The 17,713-nt window shown below is 48.7% G+C and carries 15 protein-coding genes and 2 pseudogenes; 1 reads left to right on the forward strand and 16 read right to left on the reverse strand.

Going from position 1 to position 17,713, the window contains the following annotated elements:
- Position 1: 1 nt before the first annotated feature.
- From MJ769_RS03245 to MJ769_RS03255, 3 genes and pseudogenes are all read right to left on the reverse strand, one after another.
- Positions 2–1,168 (reverse strand): annotated as a pseudogene (locus MJ769_RS03245) (IS3 family transposase).
- A gap of 121 nt (positions 1,169–1,289) precedes the next feature.
- Positions 1,290–2,552, reverse strand: coding sequence for a porin (locus tag MJ769_RS03250; RefSeq protein ID WP_239234411.1), 1,263 nt, complete (start codon positions 2,550–2,552; stop codon positions 1,290–1,292).
- Between the two features lie 384 nt (positions 2,553–2,936).
- The gene (locus MJ769_RS03255) at positions 2,937–4,556 is read right to left on the reverse strand and encodes a methyl-accepting chemotaxis protein (protein ID WP_239234412.1); all 1,620 of its coding nucleotides are present in this window, start codon (positions 4,554–4,556) and stop codon (positions 2,937–2,939) included.
- Positions 4,557–4,948: 392 nt separating this feature from the next.
- Between MJ769_RS03255 and MJ769_RS03260 the strand changes: the two are divergent.
- Positions 4,949–5,698: pseudogene (locus MJ769_RS03260) on the forward strand (transposase); the annotation flags it as partial.
- 515 nt (positions 5,699–6,213) lie between these two features.
- Here MJ769_RS03260 and fliR read toward each other — a convergent pair.
- From fliR to fliF, 13 genes are all read right to left on the reverse strand, one after another.
- Positions 6,214–7,002 (reverse strand): flagellar biosynthetic protein FliR, encoded by a 789-nt coding sequence (gene fliR / locus MJ769_RS03265; RefSeq protein ID WP_239234413.1) that lies wholly within the window; start codon positions 7,000–7,002, stop codon positions 6,214–6,216.
- Positions 7,003–7,203: 201 nt separating this feature from the next.
- Positions 7,204–7,473: a flagellar biosynthesis protein FliQ gene (gene fliQ / locus MJ769_RS03270; protein WP_239234414.1), complete on the reverse strand. Its 270-nt coding sequence runs from the start codon at positions 7,471–7,473 to the stop codon at positions 7,204–7,206.
- 11 nt (positions 7,474–7,484) lie between these two features.
- Positions 7,485–8,384 (reverse strand): flagellar type III secretion system pore protein FliP, encoded by a 900-nt coding sequence (gene fliP / locus MJ769_RS03275; RefSeq protein ID WP_239234415.1) that lies wholly within the window; start codon positions 8,382–8,384, stop codon positions 7,485–7,487.
- Positions 8,368–8,856: a flagellar biosynthetic protein FliO gene (gene fliO, locus MJ769_RS03280; RefSeq protein ID WP_239234416.1), complete on the reverse strand. Its 489-nt coding sequence runs from the start codon at positions 8,854–8,856 to the stop codon at positions 8,368–8,370. Before fliO ends, fliP begins: the two co-directional genes overlap by 17 nt.
- Position 8,857: 1 nt before the next feature.
- Positions 8,858–9,313 carry a flagellar motor switch protein FliN gene (gene fliN, locus MJ769_RS03285; protein WP_239234459.1) on the reverse strand — a complete coding sequence of 152 codons (456 nt, stop codon included), beginning with the start codon at positions 9,311–9,313 and terminating at the stop codon, positions 8,858–8,860.
- Positions 9,306–10,307 carry a flagellar motor switch protein FliM gene (gene fliM / locus MJ769_RS03290; RefSeq protein ID WP_239234417.1) on the reverse strand — a complete coding sequence of 334 codons (1,002 nt, stop codon included), beginning with the start codon at positions 10,305–10,307 and terminating at the stop codon, positions 9,306–9,308. Before fliM ends, fliN begins: the two co-directional genes overlap by 8 nt.
- A 7-nt stretch (positions 10,308–10,314) precedes the next feature.
- A complete protein-coding gene (gene fliL, locus MJ769_RS03295; RefSeq protein ID WP_239234418.1) occupies positions 10,315–10,995 on the reverse strand; it encodes a flagellar basal body-associated protein FliL in 681 nt (226 codons plus the stop codon).
- Positions 10,996–11,206: 211 nt separating this feature from the next.
- On the reverse strand, positions 11,207–12,229 hold the full coding sequence (locus tag MJ769_RS03300; protein WP_239234419.1) for a flagellar hook-length control protein FliK: 1,023 nt from the start codon (positions 12,227–12,229) through the stop codon (positions 11,207–11,209).
- A gap of 14 nt (positions 12,230–12,243) precedes the next feature.
- A complete protein-coding gene (gene fliJ, locus MJ769_RS03305) occupies positions 12,244–12,714 on the reverse strand; it encodes a flagellar export protein FliJ (RefSeq protein WP_239234420.1) in 471 nt (156 codons plus the stop codon).
- Between the two features lie 12 nt (positions 12,715–12,726).
- Positions 12,727–14,127, reverse strand: a complete 1,401-nt coding sequence (gene fliI / locus MJ769_RS03310) for a flagellar protein export ATPase FliI (RefSeq protein WP_239234460.1) — start codon at positions 14,125–14,127, stop codon at positions 12,727–12,729.
- Positions 14,128–14,168: 41 nt separating this feature from the next.
- Positions 14,169–14,795 carry a flagellar assembly protein FliH gene (locus MJ769_RS03315; protein WP_239234421.1) on the reverse strand — a complete coding sequence of 209 codons (627 nt, stop codon included), beginning with the start codon at positions 14,793–14,795 and terminating at the stop codon, positions 14,169–14,171.
- Positions 14,788–15,786, reverse strand: a complete 999-nt coding sequence (fliG, locus tag MJ769_RS03320) for a flagellar motor switch protein FliG (protein ID WP_239234422.1) — start codon at positions 15,784–15,786, stop codon at positions 14,788–14,790. The genes MJ769_RS03315 and fliG overlap by 8 nt, the downstream gene beginning before the upstream one ends.
- Positions 15,779–17,416 carry a flagellar basal-body MS-ring/collar protein FliF gene (fliF, locus tag MJ769_RS03325; RefSeq protein WP_239234423.1) on the reverse strand — a complete coding sequence of 546 codons (1,638 nt, stop codon included), beginning with the start codon at positions 17,414–17,416 and terminating at the stop codon, positions 15,779–15,781. Before fliF ends, fliG begins: the two co-directional genes overlap by 8 nt.
- Positions 17,417–17,713: the final 297 nt, after the last annotated feature.

Genomic DNA, 17,713 nt, shown 5'->3' on the forward strand with positions numbered 1-17,713 from the left:
TTTATGCCGCCAACCTGTGTTCATAGAATTGATGCTCAAATGCGACAGGAGACAGATATCCTAAACGTGCCTGTTTGCGCTGCCGCCGGTAAAATATTTCGATGTATTCGGTGATGGCCTGAATGGCCTCGGCGCAGGTCTTGAAGCGCCGGTGGTGCACTAATTCATTTTGAGTAATCCCCAGAAGCTTTCCATGGGGGCGTTGTCGTAGCAGTTTCCCCGGCGCGACATCGATGGCACCATGCCAAACTGATCGAGCAATTTTCTGTACTTATGAGCGCAATACTGGCTACCCCGATCCGAGTGGTGTATCAGTCCGCGCGGTGGGCGTTTTGTCGCTATACCGCGAAACAACGATTGGCTGACCAAGTTTTGGTCATGCGCTCGCTCATGACGTAGCCCACCAGATCGCCACTGAACAAATCTTTGTGGCCTGCCAGATAGAGCCAACCCTCATCCGTCGGGATGTAGGTGATGTCGGTCACCGAGATCTGATTGGGGGCGGTCGCCTTGAATGTCTGCTCCAGCAAATTTGGCGCAACCGGCATGACGTGATCCGGGTTCGTCGTCGCCTTGAACTTGCGTTTTTGTTTGCAGCGTACCCCCAATTTCCTACGAATGCATTTGATGCTGTGAACACTGGTATTGACGCCATTTTCAGCCAAATCTTCCTTGAGTCGCTCTAGACCATAGGTCTAGCGGGTGTGCTGGTGGGCAGCTCGGATTTCCACTTCCAGTCGTCCCTCCTTCTGTACCCGTTTTGATGGTGAACGCCCAAGCCAAGCGGTATAACCGCTCGGCGAAACTTCGTAGATATGGCACATAAACGGCACCGGGTCATCCCCCTGACATTCCTTCATCATCGCGTACTTCACCGCACTTCCCTGGCAAAGTACGCTGCCGCTTTTTTTAACAGGTCGCGCTCCATTTTGATTTCCGCCAGTTCACGTTGGGTCTTGGTTAGGCCCAGTTCAATCTCGGTTAACGGCCGTTGTGTCTTGCCGACATCGCCCAATTTGCACGGCCTTTAACCAATACTTCAATGTGGAACAGGCATCGACAAACGCCGCGCCGCTTCCTTCGGGCTTAACCCTTCTTCTGTGACTTGCTTGACCGCCTGTTCACGAAATTCTTTGCTGTAAATTGTGTTGGGTATTCTTTGCTTCATCTCACACCTCCGTTTCAAGTTTAACAAAACGTTGGTGTCCATTTCTCTCAGCTTACCTCGCACACTGTAGTTGATTGACCTTGAGCTGTAACTTGCTCCCACCTATCTAAAAGTTACTGTGTCAGAACGGGAGTGTCGCATCGACTGAAATTAACAATTGATCCTTTTTATTGTCAAAAGGCCTGTATGCCTGTCCAATGCCTTCCACTCTGTCGTAGCGTATATTTGGGCGAATATTTAAATTTTGCATGGCTTTTGACTCAATTTTTAGCTGTTTCGCAGGTTTCCAGTTCATGCCTATGGTGACATCGTAATAATCAGCAGGCTGACATGTAGCCAGGAAGTCGGCCGCATAGCTGATGTGTACGCCATTGGTTGCTTGAGCGACCCGGACTGGAGAGCAGACACGGAAGCCATCTTTATCGCGGAACCATTCACTACGAACGCCCACCGATAAATCCTCCCTGAGATCATGATGTAACTGCATGTCGACGCCATGCCATGACACATTTTTTGTGCCGTCAGGCACCAAAACCCCTCCCGCGCCTCCCCCTGTATGGTGTAAAACCAAGAGTGTTTTTGAAGTGATTTTATGTTGAAGTACAAGACTGTAGAAACCCCAAGGCTCATTGCTTCGTGTGGAAGTTCTGCTATAGGAGCCGGAGAGATTGACTGAGCTTCGCTTGTCATCACTGGTCCAGGTAGTTCCGGCTAAACCGCCCCAATTACTCAACTCTTTATCCAAACCACCATCCCAACCGCCAGTTGCGCTACCGGTGATTGCACCGCCCATAAATGCCCAATTCTTGTTGACTGTGTAGTTACCCACCAAGCCGGTGTGGGTAAATGGCTCGCCATTGCTAAAGGTATAAGAGCGTGTATAAAAGAAGTTGTTGGGGGCTGCAACTGTTTCATAACCGGTTGGTGAATAAAAATGACCAATTTTGAGATTCAGGCCATTTCCGACGGGAATAAAGGTTTCTATATAAGTTTGTGGTAATGCCATTTTGTAGAAGCGGCTAGAAGAGCAGCATAAATTCAGATCCCAATTGTTCCTTTTCAAAGGTTGGCCGGTATTCACATCGAGTGCCGGGATGCCGTACGCTTGAGCAAAAATGGCGTCTGTGCCAAACATGAAATCGATTCGGCCTCCGAAATCCCACGCTTTACCTTCAGTCGCCACGGCGCGCTCCATAAATACATTAAGCTGATTCACTTGAAATTCGTTGGAGCGATCAGCAAAAGTGACAGGGCCATTGAATCGATTAGCTGGGTTATTTGTGTTGTAAGTTATTCCCGCATTGATCCAGCCGCCGACTTCGATGCCATTTTCTTTTAATAGAGAAGTGGATTCGTCGGCAGCTGCTGCGGGAAGTACAAACAAAGCACCTAGAGTAATAATGAATAATTTAGTCCTGTACATGGTGTTTCTTTCTATGATTAAGCGCGCAATAAAGGAATGCTCAATCAGTCATTAGCATCTTCCATGCCACTATAATTTAATTAATAAAAACAATATATTGATATATTTTATTTATACATTTAAGATTTATATGCACCAACTTTATACGCCTTTAAATAGATGTCGCACCAATCAGGTGCTTGGATTTCGTCATTCTCAATAGACGGCACCTTTAAAAATCGCAATTCTGCGAGCAGTCACTCTGCGGCTTGCCTATTTATTTAGTTTCGAGCGCTTCCGTTTTCACGCTCTTGTTAAAGGCGGACAAAATCGACTTGCGGAACGTCAGTAGCATCACTGTCTGGCCTATGCTGCGAGGCCTTTGGTACCGACTCTTTTTTTAACAGGTTTTTTGACGGTGGTAGCCGCATTGTTTCCTGCATCTACCTTGAAAAAAGAAACCAGGTTTTGCAGTTGTTCGGACTGGGCGGACATTTCCTCCGCCGTGGCCGCCAGTTCTTCACTGCCTGCAGCATTTTGCTGGGTGGTCTGGCTCATCTGCCCCATCGCCGTATTGATTTGCGCTACACCAGTTGATTGCTCTGCACTTGACGCCGCGATTTCCTGCACCAGGTCGGAAGTTTTGTTGATCGCTGGCACCATTGCATCCAGCAATTTTCCGGCGCGTTCGGCCAGCTCCACGCTGCTGCCGGCCACACCGCCGATTTCCTGCGCCGCCACCTGGCTGCGTTCAGCAAGCTTGCGAACTTCCGCCGCCACCACGGCAAAGCCGCGCCCGGCATCACCCGCGCGTGCGGCTTCGATGGCAGCATTGAGCGCCAGCAAATTTGTCTGATAGGCGATGTCATCAATGATGCCGATTTTTTTGGCAATTTCCTTCATGGCTGACACGGTCTGTTGCACCGCTTCGCCGCCTTCGGTGGCCTGTTTGGCCGCTTGTGAAGCCATGCCGTCCGTCACTTTAGCGTTCTCGGTGTTCTGGTTGACCGAGGCGCTCATCTGCTCGACTGATGCGCTGGTTTCTTCTACAGACGCCGCTTGTTCGCTCGCTGCCTGGCTCAAACTTTGTGCCGTGGAGTTGACTTCTTCCGAGGCGCTGGACAGGGCGTCTGCTGCGCTTCTTACCTCACCGATGACCTGAGAAATTTTTGCGGACATGACCTTGATTGCGGCCAGCATACTGGTTGTGTCGCCTGTAGCGGTTTGGATGTCCACGGTCATGTCGCCGTCCGCCATCTTGCGCACTACTTCGGTCACATAATTGGGTTCACCGCCAAGCTGTTTGAGCGTGCTGCGCATAATAAAAATGCCGAGCAGTACTAGCAGTATCAGCGAAATCAGTGCGATGGCAAGCATGAGCTTGTTGGAAATGGCGGCGGCGACGATACCATCCTTGGTAGCGACATTGCCGACATCAACATTAAGATCAATGATTTTGCCCAAGGTAATTTCGGCTTTCGCAAAGAAAGGTCTGGCCGCCTCCATGCGCTGGTAGTAATCGACAAACAATTGCTTCTGCTCCTTCTCGGAATTGCTGTGATTCAAGGCTGAGATGGTTTCATTAATTCGTTTATCGGCTAGCTTAAAGGCATCCCATTCCAAGAGAAACTGCTTCCACAATACCTCCTCTTCCTTGGTTTGCGGCAAGGGCTCATAAAGCTTCCACCCTTTGTCAATGCGCTGCCAGATGGCCTCTTTCGCTTTTAAAGAGACGGCAAATTTGTCTTGCGAGGAGTAGTCGTTTTCGAAGAAGGCGACCCTCCTGTTTTCAGAACGTATCGCAGTCTGTCCTTCATTGACTATGTAAAGGCCGAGAATAGAGGGTAGCCGTACCTCGCCGATTTCCTTCATGGATGAGGTTACATTTGAAATGCCGAGCCATCCCGCCATACCGGTAGCAAGCAAAGCGGCAATAGCAACCGCCAGAAGTAAGGTGAGTTTTGCTTTTATAGTCATATTATTCATTATCATTCCCATTTATTGTTATTACTCAATATTCATTCACACTGCATTGGCATACATTTGTTTTTTTAAATTTAGTCTAGTTCCAATGTGGAATTGAATGGGTAGTCGTGTGGGACTAATTCGCACATCAAGTGATATTGCACCACTGCCACGCTCCGGTGGCAGAATAGCTACCCGCAGAAACAGAGTACATTTTCATTTTCGGATACATTATCGATTTCTTTATGGCATCTCTAAAAAATTCAGAGCACTTCAATAAATCCCCCCAATTTTCTCAAGTGCTGAAAGTTCACTTCGCCTAAAATAGGCACAGCCATTCGACGATATCCACCCCATGCAAAACAGCCTGCTTTACCTTCAAACCCTTTACGCCAGCCTCTACTGAAGCAGGCGACCGGCTGGAGCAGCTCAACGCCGTCATTGACTGGGAGATATTTCGTTGCTTTCTCACCCGAATCGCCCCCACGGAGCGCAAAAGTGCAGCCGGACGCAAGCCCACCTGACGTGTACTCATGTTTAAGATGCTCATCCTGCAACGCCTGCACAACCTGTCAGACGAGCGCCTGCAATACCAGGTCAGCGACCGCCTGTCTTTGATGCGTTTCCTCGGTCTTGAACTGGCAGGCAACGTACCCAATGCCCGCTTGACGAAGAAAGGCGGGCAAAGCCACTATGGCTACAAGAACCCCATCAACATCGACAAGGACACCAGGCTCCTCAGCGCCGCCGCCTGACCCGCCGCCAGCAACCATGACAGTCAGGTGCTCGATGGGGTGCTGCGCGACGAGGCGACAGGCGGCAAAGAAGTGTGGGCAGATAGCGCCTACCGCTCAGACGAACAGGAGCAAAGTCTCAAGGGAAGCCAGTACGAGAGCCAGATTCATGAATGTGCCTATCGCAACAAACCGTTGATCGAAGCACAAGCGCTGAACAACACAGAGAAATCGCGCGTTCGTGCACGGGTCGAGCATGTCTTTGGTGCGATGGAAAACTTCCTGCGCAGTATTGGTACAGCTCGCGCCAAGGTGGGGGTGGGTTTGATGAACTTGGCGTACAACCTAAAGCGCATTGAGAGGCTGATTCGTTTGAAGGTGTTTGACTTCGACAGGATCGGTGCGCCTGTCGCGAAGGCAATGGCATAAAAGAGGGGTGACCAGAATGGCACTAAGTTAAGGGGCTTCAGTATTGATAAAACAACAAGTTAATCAAGTATTGGCACGGATTGCACAATGGTTGAACCTAGCTAAAAAGGCTTAACTTAGTGCCATTAGGAGGTGACCACTAAAAATAGCCGACATTGGCTGGGGGAAATGAACAAACTGCAGTAGATATTGTAAGTCTCACCGGAAGATCATCTAAAAATGAAATGTGATGACGGTGGGTGGAAATTAACGGGATTTATAGAAGTGTCCTTTCGTCACAATGTGGCGCTATTAGAATAGTTATCGCTTACATATCAAGTATATGATGTACTTAAATTTTTATCGTGTCTTGTCTTGTCCGGAAACTTGAATTTTGAGAGGCGCCTAAAGGGCTTTATTGCGAATGAACTGTGTGTATGTGATATCTTAGTTTGTCTTTAGCAGCATGCTAGAGAAATATATTTTAATCATGCACTTATCGAATTATTATTCACTACGAATTACATGACTCGTTATTACGATTTGCCAAGTAATTGCATGACGTGCTGTATAGTATTTAGGCTGGCGTGGATGATATTTTCTAGTAGCGGTACGATGTAAGGCAGTGACAGCAGCACTGCTGCAAAACCGACTGTTAAAGTAATAGGGAAGCCCACCGCTAAGATGTTAAGTTGTGGCGCGCTTCGGGTTAGGATACCAAGCGCCGTGTTGGCCATTAACAGCGTGCCGATCACTGGCATGCTCAGCTGTAGGGCGTTAGAGAAAATGCTACCGCCCCATGAGACTAAAGTATGCAATGCAATTGCCGAAGAGGTTGTGCTATTAACGGGAAAGCTACTGAAGCTGTCTATTAACGCTTCCAGCATGAGAAGATGTCCATTTATGCTGAGAAAAATGAGCACGGCAAGGATGCCTAGAAATTGCGCTATTACTGGTACATAGGTAGCGTTCTTTGGGTCAAAGAAAATGGCAAAACCAAGGCCCATTTGAATTCCGATAATGTCCCCAGCCATTTCTATTGCGGTGAAGATCAAACGCATAGTAAAACCTATTGCCAGCCCAGCAAGAATCTGTTGAATAATAACTAAAAAACCAAGTGCAGAGGCTGGGTCGACATTGGGCTGTGTAGTCAAGGTCGGCGCGATAACGATGGTTAACAGTATGGACAGGCCGACCTTTATACGTACCGGAACTTGCCTATTGCCCAGTATCGGTGCACTGGCGAGCATGGCCAGAATGCGCACAAACGGAAAGATAAACAAGGCGAGCCAGGCGGATAGCTGGGCGCTGGTGACGGTAATCATTGAGATTGGTTAACGGATTAGGTCGTAATTTAAAATGGCTCTATGTGACATAGAGAGGGTAATCAATTTTCAACCTTTCGACGAAGAATTAAATCCGTTTGTCCTTCGACAAGCGCAGGACAAACAGATGGTTTAGTTGACTTTATTTCTTGTTGTTTTATTAAGTTTATAGATGGTTGTGCATGTTTACATAGAGCCTCATCACCCCACCAACCAAGGAATGCTACTGTAAAGGCTCTGAAAATAATCCAGCATCATGCTCACCATCCATGGGCCAGTAATGATCAACATACCGAACATGCAGATCAGTTTTGGAATAAACGATAGGGTCATTTCGTTGATTTGGGTAGCAGCCTGGAAAATACTGATTAGAAGTCCGATAAATAGCGCCGTCAGCAGCATCGGAGCCGCTACCATCAGGGTCAACTCCAGCGCTTGGCGACCAAGTGTCATTACGGTTTCTGGGGTCATTGTCGTTATCCTCAGGTGTAAAAACTATGTACTAGCGACCCGATGAGCAGATTCCAACCATCTGCCAGCACGAATAGCATGATCTTGAATGGCAATGAAATCAAAGCTGGTGATACCATCATCATGCCCAAGGACATTAATACGCTGGCCACTACCATGTCGATAATAAGGAACGGGATAAATATGACGAAACCAATCTGGAAGGCGGTTTTTAGCTCACTGATGACATAGGCTGGCACCAGGATTTTTAGTGGTACCTGATCTGCACTTTGCAACGGCTCGCTATTAGAAATTTGAACGAAAAGGGCGAGGTCTTTTTCACGTGTTTGTCGCAGCATAAATGCCTTGAGAGGTACACTGCCGGTATCAAATGCTTGTGCCAGCGTAAGTTTATCCTCGCTGAATGGTAGGTAAGCGTCAGTATAAATTTTATCCAGTACTGGCGACATAACAAAGAAAGTGAGAAACAAAGCTAGCCCGATTAATACCTGATTGGGCGGAGAGGAGGGCGTCCCGAGAGCGGATCGTAACAGCGATAATACGATGATAATGCGGGTGAAACTGGTCATCAGCAGCATTACGGCCGGTAAAAAGCTTAACGATGTGAGCAGAAGTAGCGTTTGCAAGCTAAGCGAGTAGGACTGCCCGCCCCCAGGGGTGGCTTTGCTGGTAAATGCGGCCAAGCCAGGATCGGCCGCAAATGCTGCGGGGATCAGGCCAAGTAGCAAGGTTGCCAGTAGAAGCGAACAAACAAGCAATATCCTATTTTTGAATGCGCTGACGGGCGCATTGCGTCGTCGTTTCTCGTTAGTATGGCAAGCCACAATGCTGCACCCGAAATGCGTTACATTGCATCCCGCCAGCCCCCCAAAAAAAGGAATATCAGCTATTTTCTTATCCCTGAGCCGCATTACGTTTTTCCGTCATTTGTTTAAGCCATGTCTGAAATTTTCCATTTGCACGTTGATCCATGCTCACTGACGATGCAGGGAACTCGGCTTTCGGCATGCTATGCAGGGTGCGCACCTGTCCGGGAGCAACACCTACTACCAGCCAGGTGTCGTTGATTTCAACCAGTACGATGCGTTCGCGCTGGCCTATCGCCACCGAAGCTTGTACTTTAATCAGGTTGCCTGCAGCATGTTGAGGCAGGTTGATGCGTTTTAATATCCATGCAACCAGTACTACCGCTGCCAATACTAGTAGTAAACTGAAAATGACCTGCAGCATACTGCCGCTCGACATTACTACAGGAGGGGGAGGGTTGTAAGCAGGGCGTGTGTTTTGTGCTGTTGCGAGTAGCGGTGTGTAAAGGCAGGTGATGACGCAGAGACGCGCACAGATAAATCCTGGTATGGTAAACAGGTTGCCGAAAATTTTCATATCAGCGGCTGAGGCGGCGCAGACGTTCAGATGGGGTGATAACATCGGTGAGGCGGATACCGATCTTATCATTCACTACGACAACCTCACCTTGCGCGATCAGAAAGCCGTTGATCATTACATCAAGGGGTTCGCCCGCCTGGCCGGTCAGTTCTACTACCGACCCTTGCGCCAGTTGTAGCAGATTTTTGATTGGCATTTTGGTACGACCAAGCTCAACCGTTAGTTGAACAGGGATGTCCATGATCATATCAAGATCATTTTTTGCAGTTGTGCCAGTTGTGCTGGCAAATTGCGCGAATGTATGCGGTTGAGCAGCAGGTTGTGATTCACTGGTAGCCTGCTCTGCCATGGCTGCACCCCAGTCATCGGTTTGGGAGGGTTCGCTGACAGCCTGTTCAGCCATGGCTGCACCCCAGTCATCGGCGCTAATTTGGTCCGTATCGTCGTCAGCCATCATTGTCTCCATTAGCCAAATCGCTACTTGTGATGCTCATTATTTTTTCCACTTTAAGGGCGTACTGATTGTTGAAAACGCCGTACTTGCATTGCATTACAGGCACTTCATCCACTAGCACAGTGATGCTGTCTGCTATTTCTAATGGGATAAAATCGCCGTTGCGCATTCCCAGCACCTGTTCAAAAATAATTTGAGCGTGACCGAGAACGGCAGTCAATTCTATTTCTGCGGACTGCATCTGTTTGGATAGCGTGCGCTGCCAGCGCTTGTCTACGACCGTATGGTCGCCTTGTGTGGTGCTATAGAGCTGCTCTCGGATGGGCTCTATCATGGAATAGGGAATTAACACATGAAATGCACCGCCAACGCCGCCAAACTCAATGTCAAAAGTGGTGACTACAACGACTTCGTTCGGTGTGGCGATATTGGCGAACTGCGGATTCATTTCCGAACGCACAAACTCAAATTTCAACGCATATACAGCTTGCCAAGCTTTGTTATATGCCTCGAATACAGCAGCCAGTAGTTGTTGGATGATGCGCTGCTCGGTCTGGGTGAATTCGCGTCCCTCCACTCGGGTGTGAAAACGCCCATCACCGCCGAACATATTGTCGACTATCAAAAAAATCAGGTTAGGATCGAAGATAAACAGCCCATTACCACGTAAAGGCTTGGCTTGCACGATGTTGATGTTGGTCGGTACAGGAAGATTACGGAGAAATTCGCTGAATTTCAGTACGCGTATAGGTCCCACTGAAATTTCCGCAGTGCGCCTAATCAAGTTGTATAAAGTAATTCTGAATAGACGCGCAAAGCGTTCATTGAGGATTTCCATCGTGGGCATGCGCCCACGTACGATACGTTCCTGTGTACCCATGTTATATGGGCGTACAGTGCCTTCTGGATCGGGTGGCGCAGCGACCTCATCAGGCTCACCGGTTACTCCTTTGAGTAGCGAGTCAACTTCATCCTGGGAAAGAAAATCGCTCATGACCTCATTACTGGATGATGAAAGAGGTAAATAGAACGCCTATGATGTTGCCATTTTCCTTGCTTTTGGGTTTTGCGTGTGCATCTTGTGAATCACCTGCATCGCTTAAGGCGGCAGGTGATTCTTTTTCGCTAACAGCTTCCACGAGACTTTCTGCGTTCACGCTCGATATGGCGTCGGGTTTTGCACTTGCACCCGAATTCGATTTAGGGAGAGCGGGCGAAGTGCGCAGGCCAAGCACAAATTCGGTTTCAGCAATTATTTCATTGACGAGTCTTTTTTTGCCTTGGGACGTAGTCAATTCTGAAGGGTGTTTACCGGACAGCAGTACCAACAGACGGCTACGAATTTCGGGCAAATTCTGCTTGATTTGTTCTTCTAGCTCTGCCTGAAATATTTTCAGTGAAATGCCGATTTGTAAAAATTGATCCGCGTTCTCACGTTGCAAGTTAACCGTAAAAGGTTCCAGTGGAACAAATATTGGTTTTTCGGATAATTTTGCAGCCTTTTTTGCGCTCTTGTCATTGTGATTGTCGCCCTTGGTAAAATACCATCCTGCGCCGCCTGCTATCCCTAGCATCAAGACACTACCTATGATAATGAGCAATAATTTTTTGCTTTTTGGTTGTGTCTTGCCTTCAGCTGGCACGGCACTTGGATTTTCTTTTGCTGCTATTGGCTTTGCCATTACTACTCCTTATTGCTGAGCTGAATTATCAGATAAATTCAATTACTGGGATAACTGGAATAAGGCGGAAAATTCCCCCCAACTTGGTATTTAGTAATGCTTTTGTTTGATAGCGTGCTGCTCTATTCTTTTGACAGGTGGCCGGAAAGTCGTAGGTATCGCTATTTTTCTAGAAGAGGGACTCGACTCATTACCCTATTTTTGTGGCCTATCAGGCAAACGTATCCACTAATCCCTGGTGGTGCCCATATCTGACTTGGGTACCGCCGACGAAAATAGTCTGATCTATTTTTGCTTGCCCGCCTTCTCTTTTGTGTTGTTGATCAGTCTGTTTCGTTTGCTGCTCTCTGGGGGGGTGGTCACTTACAGTGGCGTTGCCCAGCATGATTCCATTATCGGCCAGCATTTCACGAAGCTTAGGCATTGCTTGTTCTATCGCATCGCGAACAATGGCATGCGATGAAGTGAAGAGCGCAGTAGCTTGGTCACCGTTTACTTTTATTAATACATCCAGCGGGCCAAGTTGTGGCGGATTCAGATGCAGCTCTGCACTTTGTCCGTTCTGGGAAGTCACCCAAACGATCTTCTGGCTAAATTCATCAGCCCATGCCTGATTTGTCACGGGTATGTTAATGGAAACTGGTATCGGTGAATTCAGGTTCGTGACATTTGACACCGAAGCTTGTAGTGCAACCAACGCCGTTGCATTAGGCTGTGGCGCGTTGAGCTGTGTGGTGAATTCGGGTGTGAGTTGTGCCTCGGTCAGTAATGTCATGCTTTTTCTGCTATTACCTTCATTAAATATTTCCAGTGCTGTTGCTGATTCGTTGTACTTTAAAGGCACGTTGCTCGTGGTGATTGATTGTGCATGATTGAGTGATACAGCTTCTGGTTGAGCAGGCTGCGTGCGTCTGATTTCAATTTGTGCGGCAACGATATTTGGCAACAAAGCTGCCAACATATCGTTGGGTAACGTGCTGACATCATCCGGTGTGAGTGCTTGCAGTTCGACAGGCTCCTCATTGCTGTCATCAGTTGTGAGTAGGTCATCCGTGGCGAAAGCGACAGGCAGACCGGTGCCAGGAGCATTGGATTTGTCAAGCGGGGCACTATCGGCTAGCTGGCGCGCCAGCACGTTGCCGAAAGGCTCTGTTGGTGCTGTGTTATTGCCCTCTGCTTTGGGCGTAAGTGTCGGCACAGTTGGCGAGGTCACTGGGATGGCTATGTTTTGCATGATTACTCCTGATGTTAGATTATGTCTTTTGCGGCCATGGCCTCCATGGCCTTGAGTGCTGAGTGGCGCCCTGTGTGCTCGTCCTGTTGCCGCTGTTCCAGTTTTTCTTCCACTTTTTTTTCGCTTTCTAGATGACGTTGTGCCAACGTATCGAAGGATTTCATTTTTCGCTGCGTATTTGCCAGTTCGTTCCGTCCGGCGTTCATCGAGAGGCGTATTTGCTCAATGACATCGCGTTGTTGTGCAACTGCTTCGTCCAATCGACGGATAAAATCCTGGAAGTTGCGCAAACTAATTTGAGTGATACCGTTCTTGACTGATTGTTGCAATTGTGTCTGATAGTCTTTGCGATATTGTTCCAAGGTATGCAGCTTGGTTTGTGCGGCCTGCTGCTGCTGGATTATCTGGCCGAATTTTCGGGTGGCATCATCGTTTTTTTGATGTGCTAAATGTACTAGCGGCTGCATGGAAAATATCTTGGTCATGGTTTAGTTGCCTCAGTGCAGATTCTCAAATAGATGACTAAATGCGGCGACGCCACTAGCGTAGGGTTCGCGCTCGAACATGCCTTGCTTGAGGAAGCGTTCCATATAGGGATAGAGCGCAAGCCCTTCGTCTAATAGTGGATCGCTGCCACTGACATATGCGCCGACGCTGATCAAATCGTGGTTGCGTTGGTAATGTGCATACAAATGTTTAAAACGGTTTACCAGAGTGAAATGCTGTTCTGTCACAAGACTGCTCATAGCGCGGCTAATAGAGGCTTCTATGTCTATGGCCGGGTAATGACCTTGTTCAGCCAAGCGGCGCGATAACACGATATGGCCATCCAAAATAGCACGTGCGCTATCGGCTATGGGGTCTTGTTGGTCGTCACCTTCAGTTAGTACAGTATAAAATGCGGTGATCGAGCCACCACCTTCCGATCCATTACCGGCACGCTCCACCAGTTGAGGCAGCTTGGCAAATACCGACGGCGGATACCCCTTGGTGGCGGGCGGTTCACCAATTGCCAGTGCAATTTCACGTTGCGCCATCGCATATCGGGTGAGCGAATCCATAATCAGCAATACATGCTTGCCTTGACCACGAAAATATTCGGCTATAGTTGTTGCATAGGCGGCACCTTGTAGGCGCATCAGTGGGCTGGTGTCGGCAGGAGCAGCGACCACAACAGAACGCGCCATGCCTTCAGTTCCCAGAATGTGAGTGATAAATTCCTTCACCTCGCGCCCGCGCTCGCCGATTAATCCCACTACGATGACATCGGCGCTTGTGTACCGTGCCATCATGCCGAGTAACACACTTTTGCCTACGCCACTACCAGCGAACAGTCCCATACGTTGGCCGCGACCGACAGTGAGTAGATTATTAATCGCTCGAACGCCGACATCCAGAACATCTTGGATCGGTGCGCGATTCAGTGGATTGATGGGACGGCTTTGCGAGGGTGCGGTTGTTTCTGCCATTAACGGCCCTAACTGATCCAATGGGCGACCCGCCCCATCCAGTACTCGGCCAAGTAATTTGTCGCCTACCGGCAAGTGGCGTGTGTGATCAGTCGCACGCCGCCGGAAAGTACGCTGTTTGCCGCCCAGCAGTGGTGTGCTCATCGGTTCTAGTGGCACTACGCGCGCGCCGGGTATAAGGCCCTGAACATCGTTTTCTGGCATGAGAAATATTTTTTCCCCAGAGAAACCGACCACTTCCGCTTCGACTCGATTGTTGGGTAATTCGATCACACAGGTGCTGCCAACCGCCATCTTCAATCCGACTGCTTCCATCACAAGTCCGGTGACCTTGGTTAAGCGGCCACTGATTAACAAAAGTTTGCTCTGCGCGATTAAATCCTGGTTGTCTTGCAAATAGGCTTGCCAATTCTTGGCGTGCTCGCCCATGGGAGTCAAAATGTCTGAGGGGATCGGGACGATAGGGGAGGTCATGATTCCAGCCATGCGTTGTCTTGACCTATAGAGGCGACTATTCGATGCCAGCGTTTGGGCAGAGTAGCGTCAATCTGGCTATGTGCCGTTTCTACACGGCAACCCCCACGTTCAATTTGGTCATCCTCGAAAACTTTCCAACCGGTTTGGAGCAGTTGCTCACCCATGCTGGTGCGCAGTAATGTTGCATCGTCACTATGCAATACAAGATGGGCGTTTTGATTGAAATATGGCAGTTCACCAATAGCTGTGCGCACTACACTTAAGAGCAGCTCAGGTTTGATTTTGAGTGATTGTTGAAGCATTTGTTTAGCAATTTCTAATGACATGTTCAGCAAGTCCTGTGCGATCTGCTGATCCATTTGCTGCAATTCCTTGCTTAGTGATTCCAGCATCTTTGCTATACGCTGCGTTTCAATGCCAGCCTGTTTCATGCCTTCGGCATAACCAGCTTGATAGCCTTCTTTTTGCGCCTGTATATGGATATTTTCAATCTCGGCCGCAGTGGGTAGCTCGATCACGGGTGGGGGTGGAGGAGCCGTTTCCTTCACTATATCGAAGGCAGGCAGCTCCCAGCGCTGATAGGCGGTGAGGTGTTCCTTGGGGGTGACAGTATCAGGCATAGGATTCTTCTCCCCCTGGCCCGCCTAGAGTTATCTGCCCTTCCTCTGCAAGACGTTGTACTGTTCTCAGGATTTCTTTTTGTTCCGCTTCTACTTCGCTTACCTTGACAGGCCCTTTTCCACTCAAATCTTCGCGCAGCGCGTCACCGGCGCGTTGCGACATATTTTTGAAGATTTTTTCACGCAATTCTTCGCTCGCACCTTTAAGTGCCACAATGAGCGATTCGGATTGAACCTCCCGTAGAATGAGTTGAATGCTGCGGTCTTCCACTTCCAGCAGGTTTTCAAAGACGAACATTTGATCAAGAATATTTTGCGCCAAGTCGGCGTCATGACTGCGGACTATTTCAATGACGAGACCTTCTTGCACACTGCCCATGAAGTTGAGGATTTTCGCTGCGGTTTTAACCCCGCCCTTAATGCGCTTCTTGTTAACCGCGTTGCCAGTCAATAGTTTGGTTAATACATCGTTAAGTTCACGTAGCGCGGTGGGCTGCACCCCATCCAGCGTGGCAATGCGCAATATAACGTCGCTGCGCGTACGTTCGGTCAACAAACCCAGGACACCGGCAGCCATATCCGGCTCGAGATGCACAAGGATGGCAGCTATGATTTGCGGGTGTTCATTGGCGACCAGCTCGGCGACCGATGCCGGATCCATCCATTTCAGACTTTCTATGCCACTAGTGTCGCTATTGTGCAAGATGCGATCGAGTAAGCCGGCTGCCTTGTCGTCTCCCAGCGCTTTGGTCAGCATGGTCCGGATATAATCACTGGCATCCATGCCGATCGTAGTTTTTTGTGCAGCGATCTCGTGAAACTCTTCGAAAACCTCGCTAACCTGTTCGTGCGTCGTGTTTTTGAGCGTTATCATAGCGGAACTAATCTTTTGCACTTCTCTCGGTTCGAGATATTTAAGTACCTCTGCTGCCTCGTTCTCGCCGAGTGTCATGAGCAGAATTGCACTTTTAATAACGCCTGCATCACTCATTATTATTCACCCATCCCTGAACGACTGATGCCACGATCTTGGGATCTTGTCCTGCTATAATTTTTGCGTTCTCAATATTATTTTTATGAATGCTATTAACTTGTTGTATTTCGTCTTTCGCTGCGTCATCTTCCTTAGCCGCAGCTTGCGGGGCAATATCAGTTTCGCTCGCCACTGCTGGTGTAGACGCGGCGGAAAAATTTCTGAGAGCTGGACGAATAACACCGAATAGCAGATACAGTCCGATGCCTGTGATTAGCAGATACTTCAGTAAATCCTTTGCCAACGCTATCATCTCTGGCTGTTTCCAGAAGGGTTCTTCTGGAACGATAACTTCCTGCTCAACACTGAAGGCGCTGTTTAGAACGTTCAGGCTGTCACCGCGACTAACGTTAAACCCCATGGCGTCTTTCACCAGCGCGGTGATTTGCTCTTTTTCACTGTCGTTAAGCGGTTTAGAGCTTACCTTCCCTTTTTTATCTGTAACGGTGCGATTGTTTAGCACGACTGCAACTGATAAGCGCTTAATGCTGCCTACAGGCAATTTGGTGTGGCGGATGGTGCGATCCACTTCATAATTGACGGTGGATTCTTTGAGAGAGCTTGTCACACCAGTAGCTGTTGCAGCTGCCACTGAGCTGGCCGGGGCGACGATAGGTGCAGTGGCAGGGATTGGTGGCTGATTCGATAATGCGCCTGGTACGCCAGACGCATTTTGGCCACCACCATTCTTCGAATCCGTGGTTTGCTGGCTGCGTAAAGTAGAATCTTTCGGATCTTGGTTGGGTTTGTAGCTTTCGGCAGTCTGCTCGGTTTGCGCGAAATCAATGTCTGCTGTGACTTGCGCTCGCACATTGTTAGCGCCGATCAATGGTGCGATGATGGCTTCAATACGCTTAATATAGTCCTGTTCAATTTGCCGCACGTAACTAATTTGAGTTGCATCCATCTGCCCAGCTTTGTCAGTTTTGGAAGAGCTTAGCAACGCCCCGCTTTGGTCTACAACGGTAACATTTTTGGCGGGCATATCCGGCACACTGCTGGAAATCAGGTGCACGATGCCGCTTATCTGGCTGCCATCCAAAGTGCGTCCAGGGTACAGTGTTAGCACCACGGATGCGCCTGGTTGCTGCTTTTCTTTCACAAATACAGTGGGTTTCGGTATGGCTAGATGCACGCGCGCGCTTTGCACCGAAGCCAACGTTTGCACCGAACGTGCTAACTCACCTTCCAAAGCACGTTGGTAATTCATCTGCTCGAGAAATTGGCTGGTGCCGAATTTCTGATTTTCCATCGACTCGAACCCGACCAAGCTACCCTTAGGTAAGCCCTGTGAAGCCATGCGCAAGCGCACTTCGTGTACCTGATCGGCGGGAACCAGCAAGGCACCACCGCCTTCAGTGAATTTATAAGGTACGTTCATTTGTTGCAGCGCTTCGATAATAGCCCCGCCATCGCGATCGGAAAGATTGCCATATAATACGCGGTAATCAGGGGTTTTTCCCCACACCCACATGCCGAATATCAGCGCAGCCATGGCCGCAACAGCGACCATTAGGCCTATGCTTTGCTTGCTATTGAACCCGCCTAGCGATTCCATCAATGTAGGGGTTAGATTGTTTTCTGCCATTTTATTCGCCGTAATTTTTATTTATTCTATTTTGGAACAAAAGGTAAATATCCTAAGCTGTGCCAGTAGTGCGTTCCATTAAAACAATTAATAATGATTCTGATCGGATTGAGCTCGTCGAAGCCCAGTATTGGCCTGGGACTAGCGGTTCGACAAGCTCACCTCGACATATCATTACTACTGTAGTGGTGTGTGAGCAGCTCTCATGCAAAATGTCTGTTGTTTCATGATCTAAAAGTACATGACTAATCTAGTACACACATGCTATGCATTATCGCTAGACGCATCAAACGCGAT

Source organism: Candidatus Nitrotoga sp. BS, assembly GCF_927797785.1.
Lineage (GTDB): Bacteria > Pseudomonadota > Gammaproteobacteria > Burkholderiales > Gallionellaceae > Nitrotoga.

Coding starts and splice junctions, on each gene's coding strand:
- fliN (WP_239234459.1), bottom strand. CDS start 9,313: ATGGCTGACGACGATACGGACCAAATTAGCGCCGATGACTGGGGTGCA.
- fliQ (WP_239234414.1), bottom strand. CDS start 7,473: ATGACCCCAGAAACCGTAATGACACTTGGTCGCCAAGCGCTGGAGTTG.
- fliM (WP_239234417.1), bottom strand. CDS start 10,307: ATGAGCGATTTTCTTTCCCAGGATGAAGTTGACTCGCTACTCAAAGGA.
- fliG (WP_239234422.1), bottom strand. CDS start 15,786: ATGAGTGATGCAGGCGTTATTAAAAGTGCAATTCTGCTCATGACACTC.
- fliO (WP_239234416.1), bottom strand. CDS start 8,856: ATGAAAATTTTCGGCAACCTGTTTACCATACCAGGATTTATCTGTGCG.
- fliF (WP_239234423.1), bottom strand. CDS start 17,416: ATGGCAGAAAACAATCTAACCCCTACATTGATGGAATCGCTAGGCGGG.
- fliR (WP_239234413.1), bottom strand. CDS start 7,002: ATGATTACCGTCACCAGCGCCCAGCTATCCGCCTGGCTCGCCTTGTTT.
- MJ769_RS03255 (WP_239234412.1), bottom strand. CDS start 4,556: ATGAATAATATGACTATAAAAGCAAAACTCACCTTACTTCTGGCGGTT.
- fliP (WP_239234415.1), bottom strand. CDS start 8,384: ATGCGGCTCAGGGATAAGAAAATAGCTGATATTCCTTTTTTTGGGGGG.
- fliI (WP_239234460.1), bottom strand. CDS start 14,127: ATGGGCGAGCACGCCAAGAATTGGCAAGCCTATTTGCAAGACAACCAG.
- MJ769_RS03300 (WP_239234419.1), bottom strand. CDS start 12,229: ATGCAAAACATAGCCATCCCAGTGACCTCGCCAACTGTGCCGACACTT.
- fliL (WP_239234418.1), bottom strand. CDS start 10,995: ATGGCAAAGCCAATAGCAGCAAAAGAAAATCCAAGTGCCGTGCCAGCT.
- fliJ (WP_239234420.1), bottom strand. CDS start 12,714: ATGACCAAGATATTTTCCATGCAGCCGCTAGTACATTTAGCACATCAA.
- MJ769_RS03315 (WP_239234421.1), bottom strand. CDS start 14,795: ATGCCTGATACTGTCACCCCCAAGGAACACCTCACCGCCTATCAGCGC.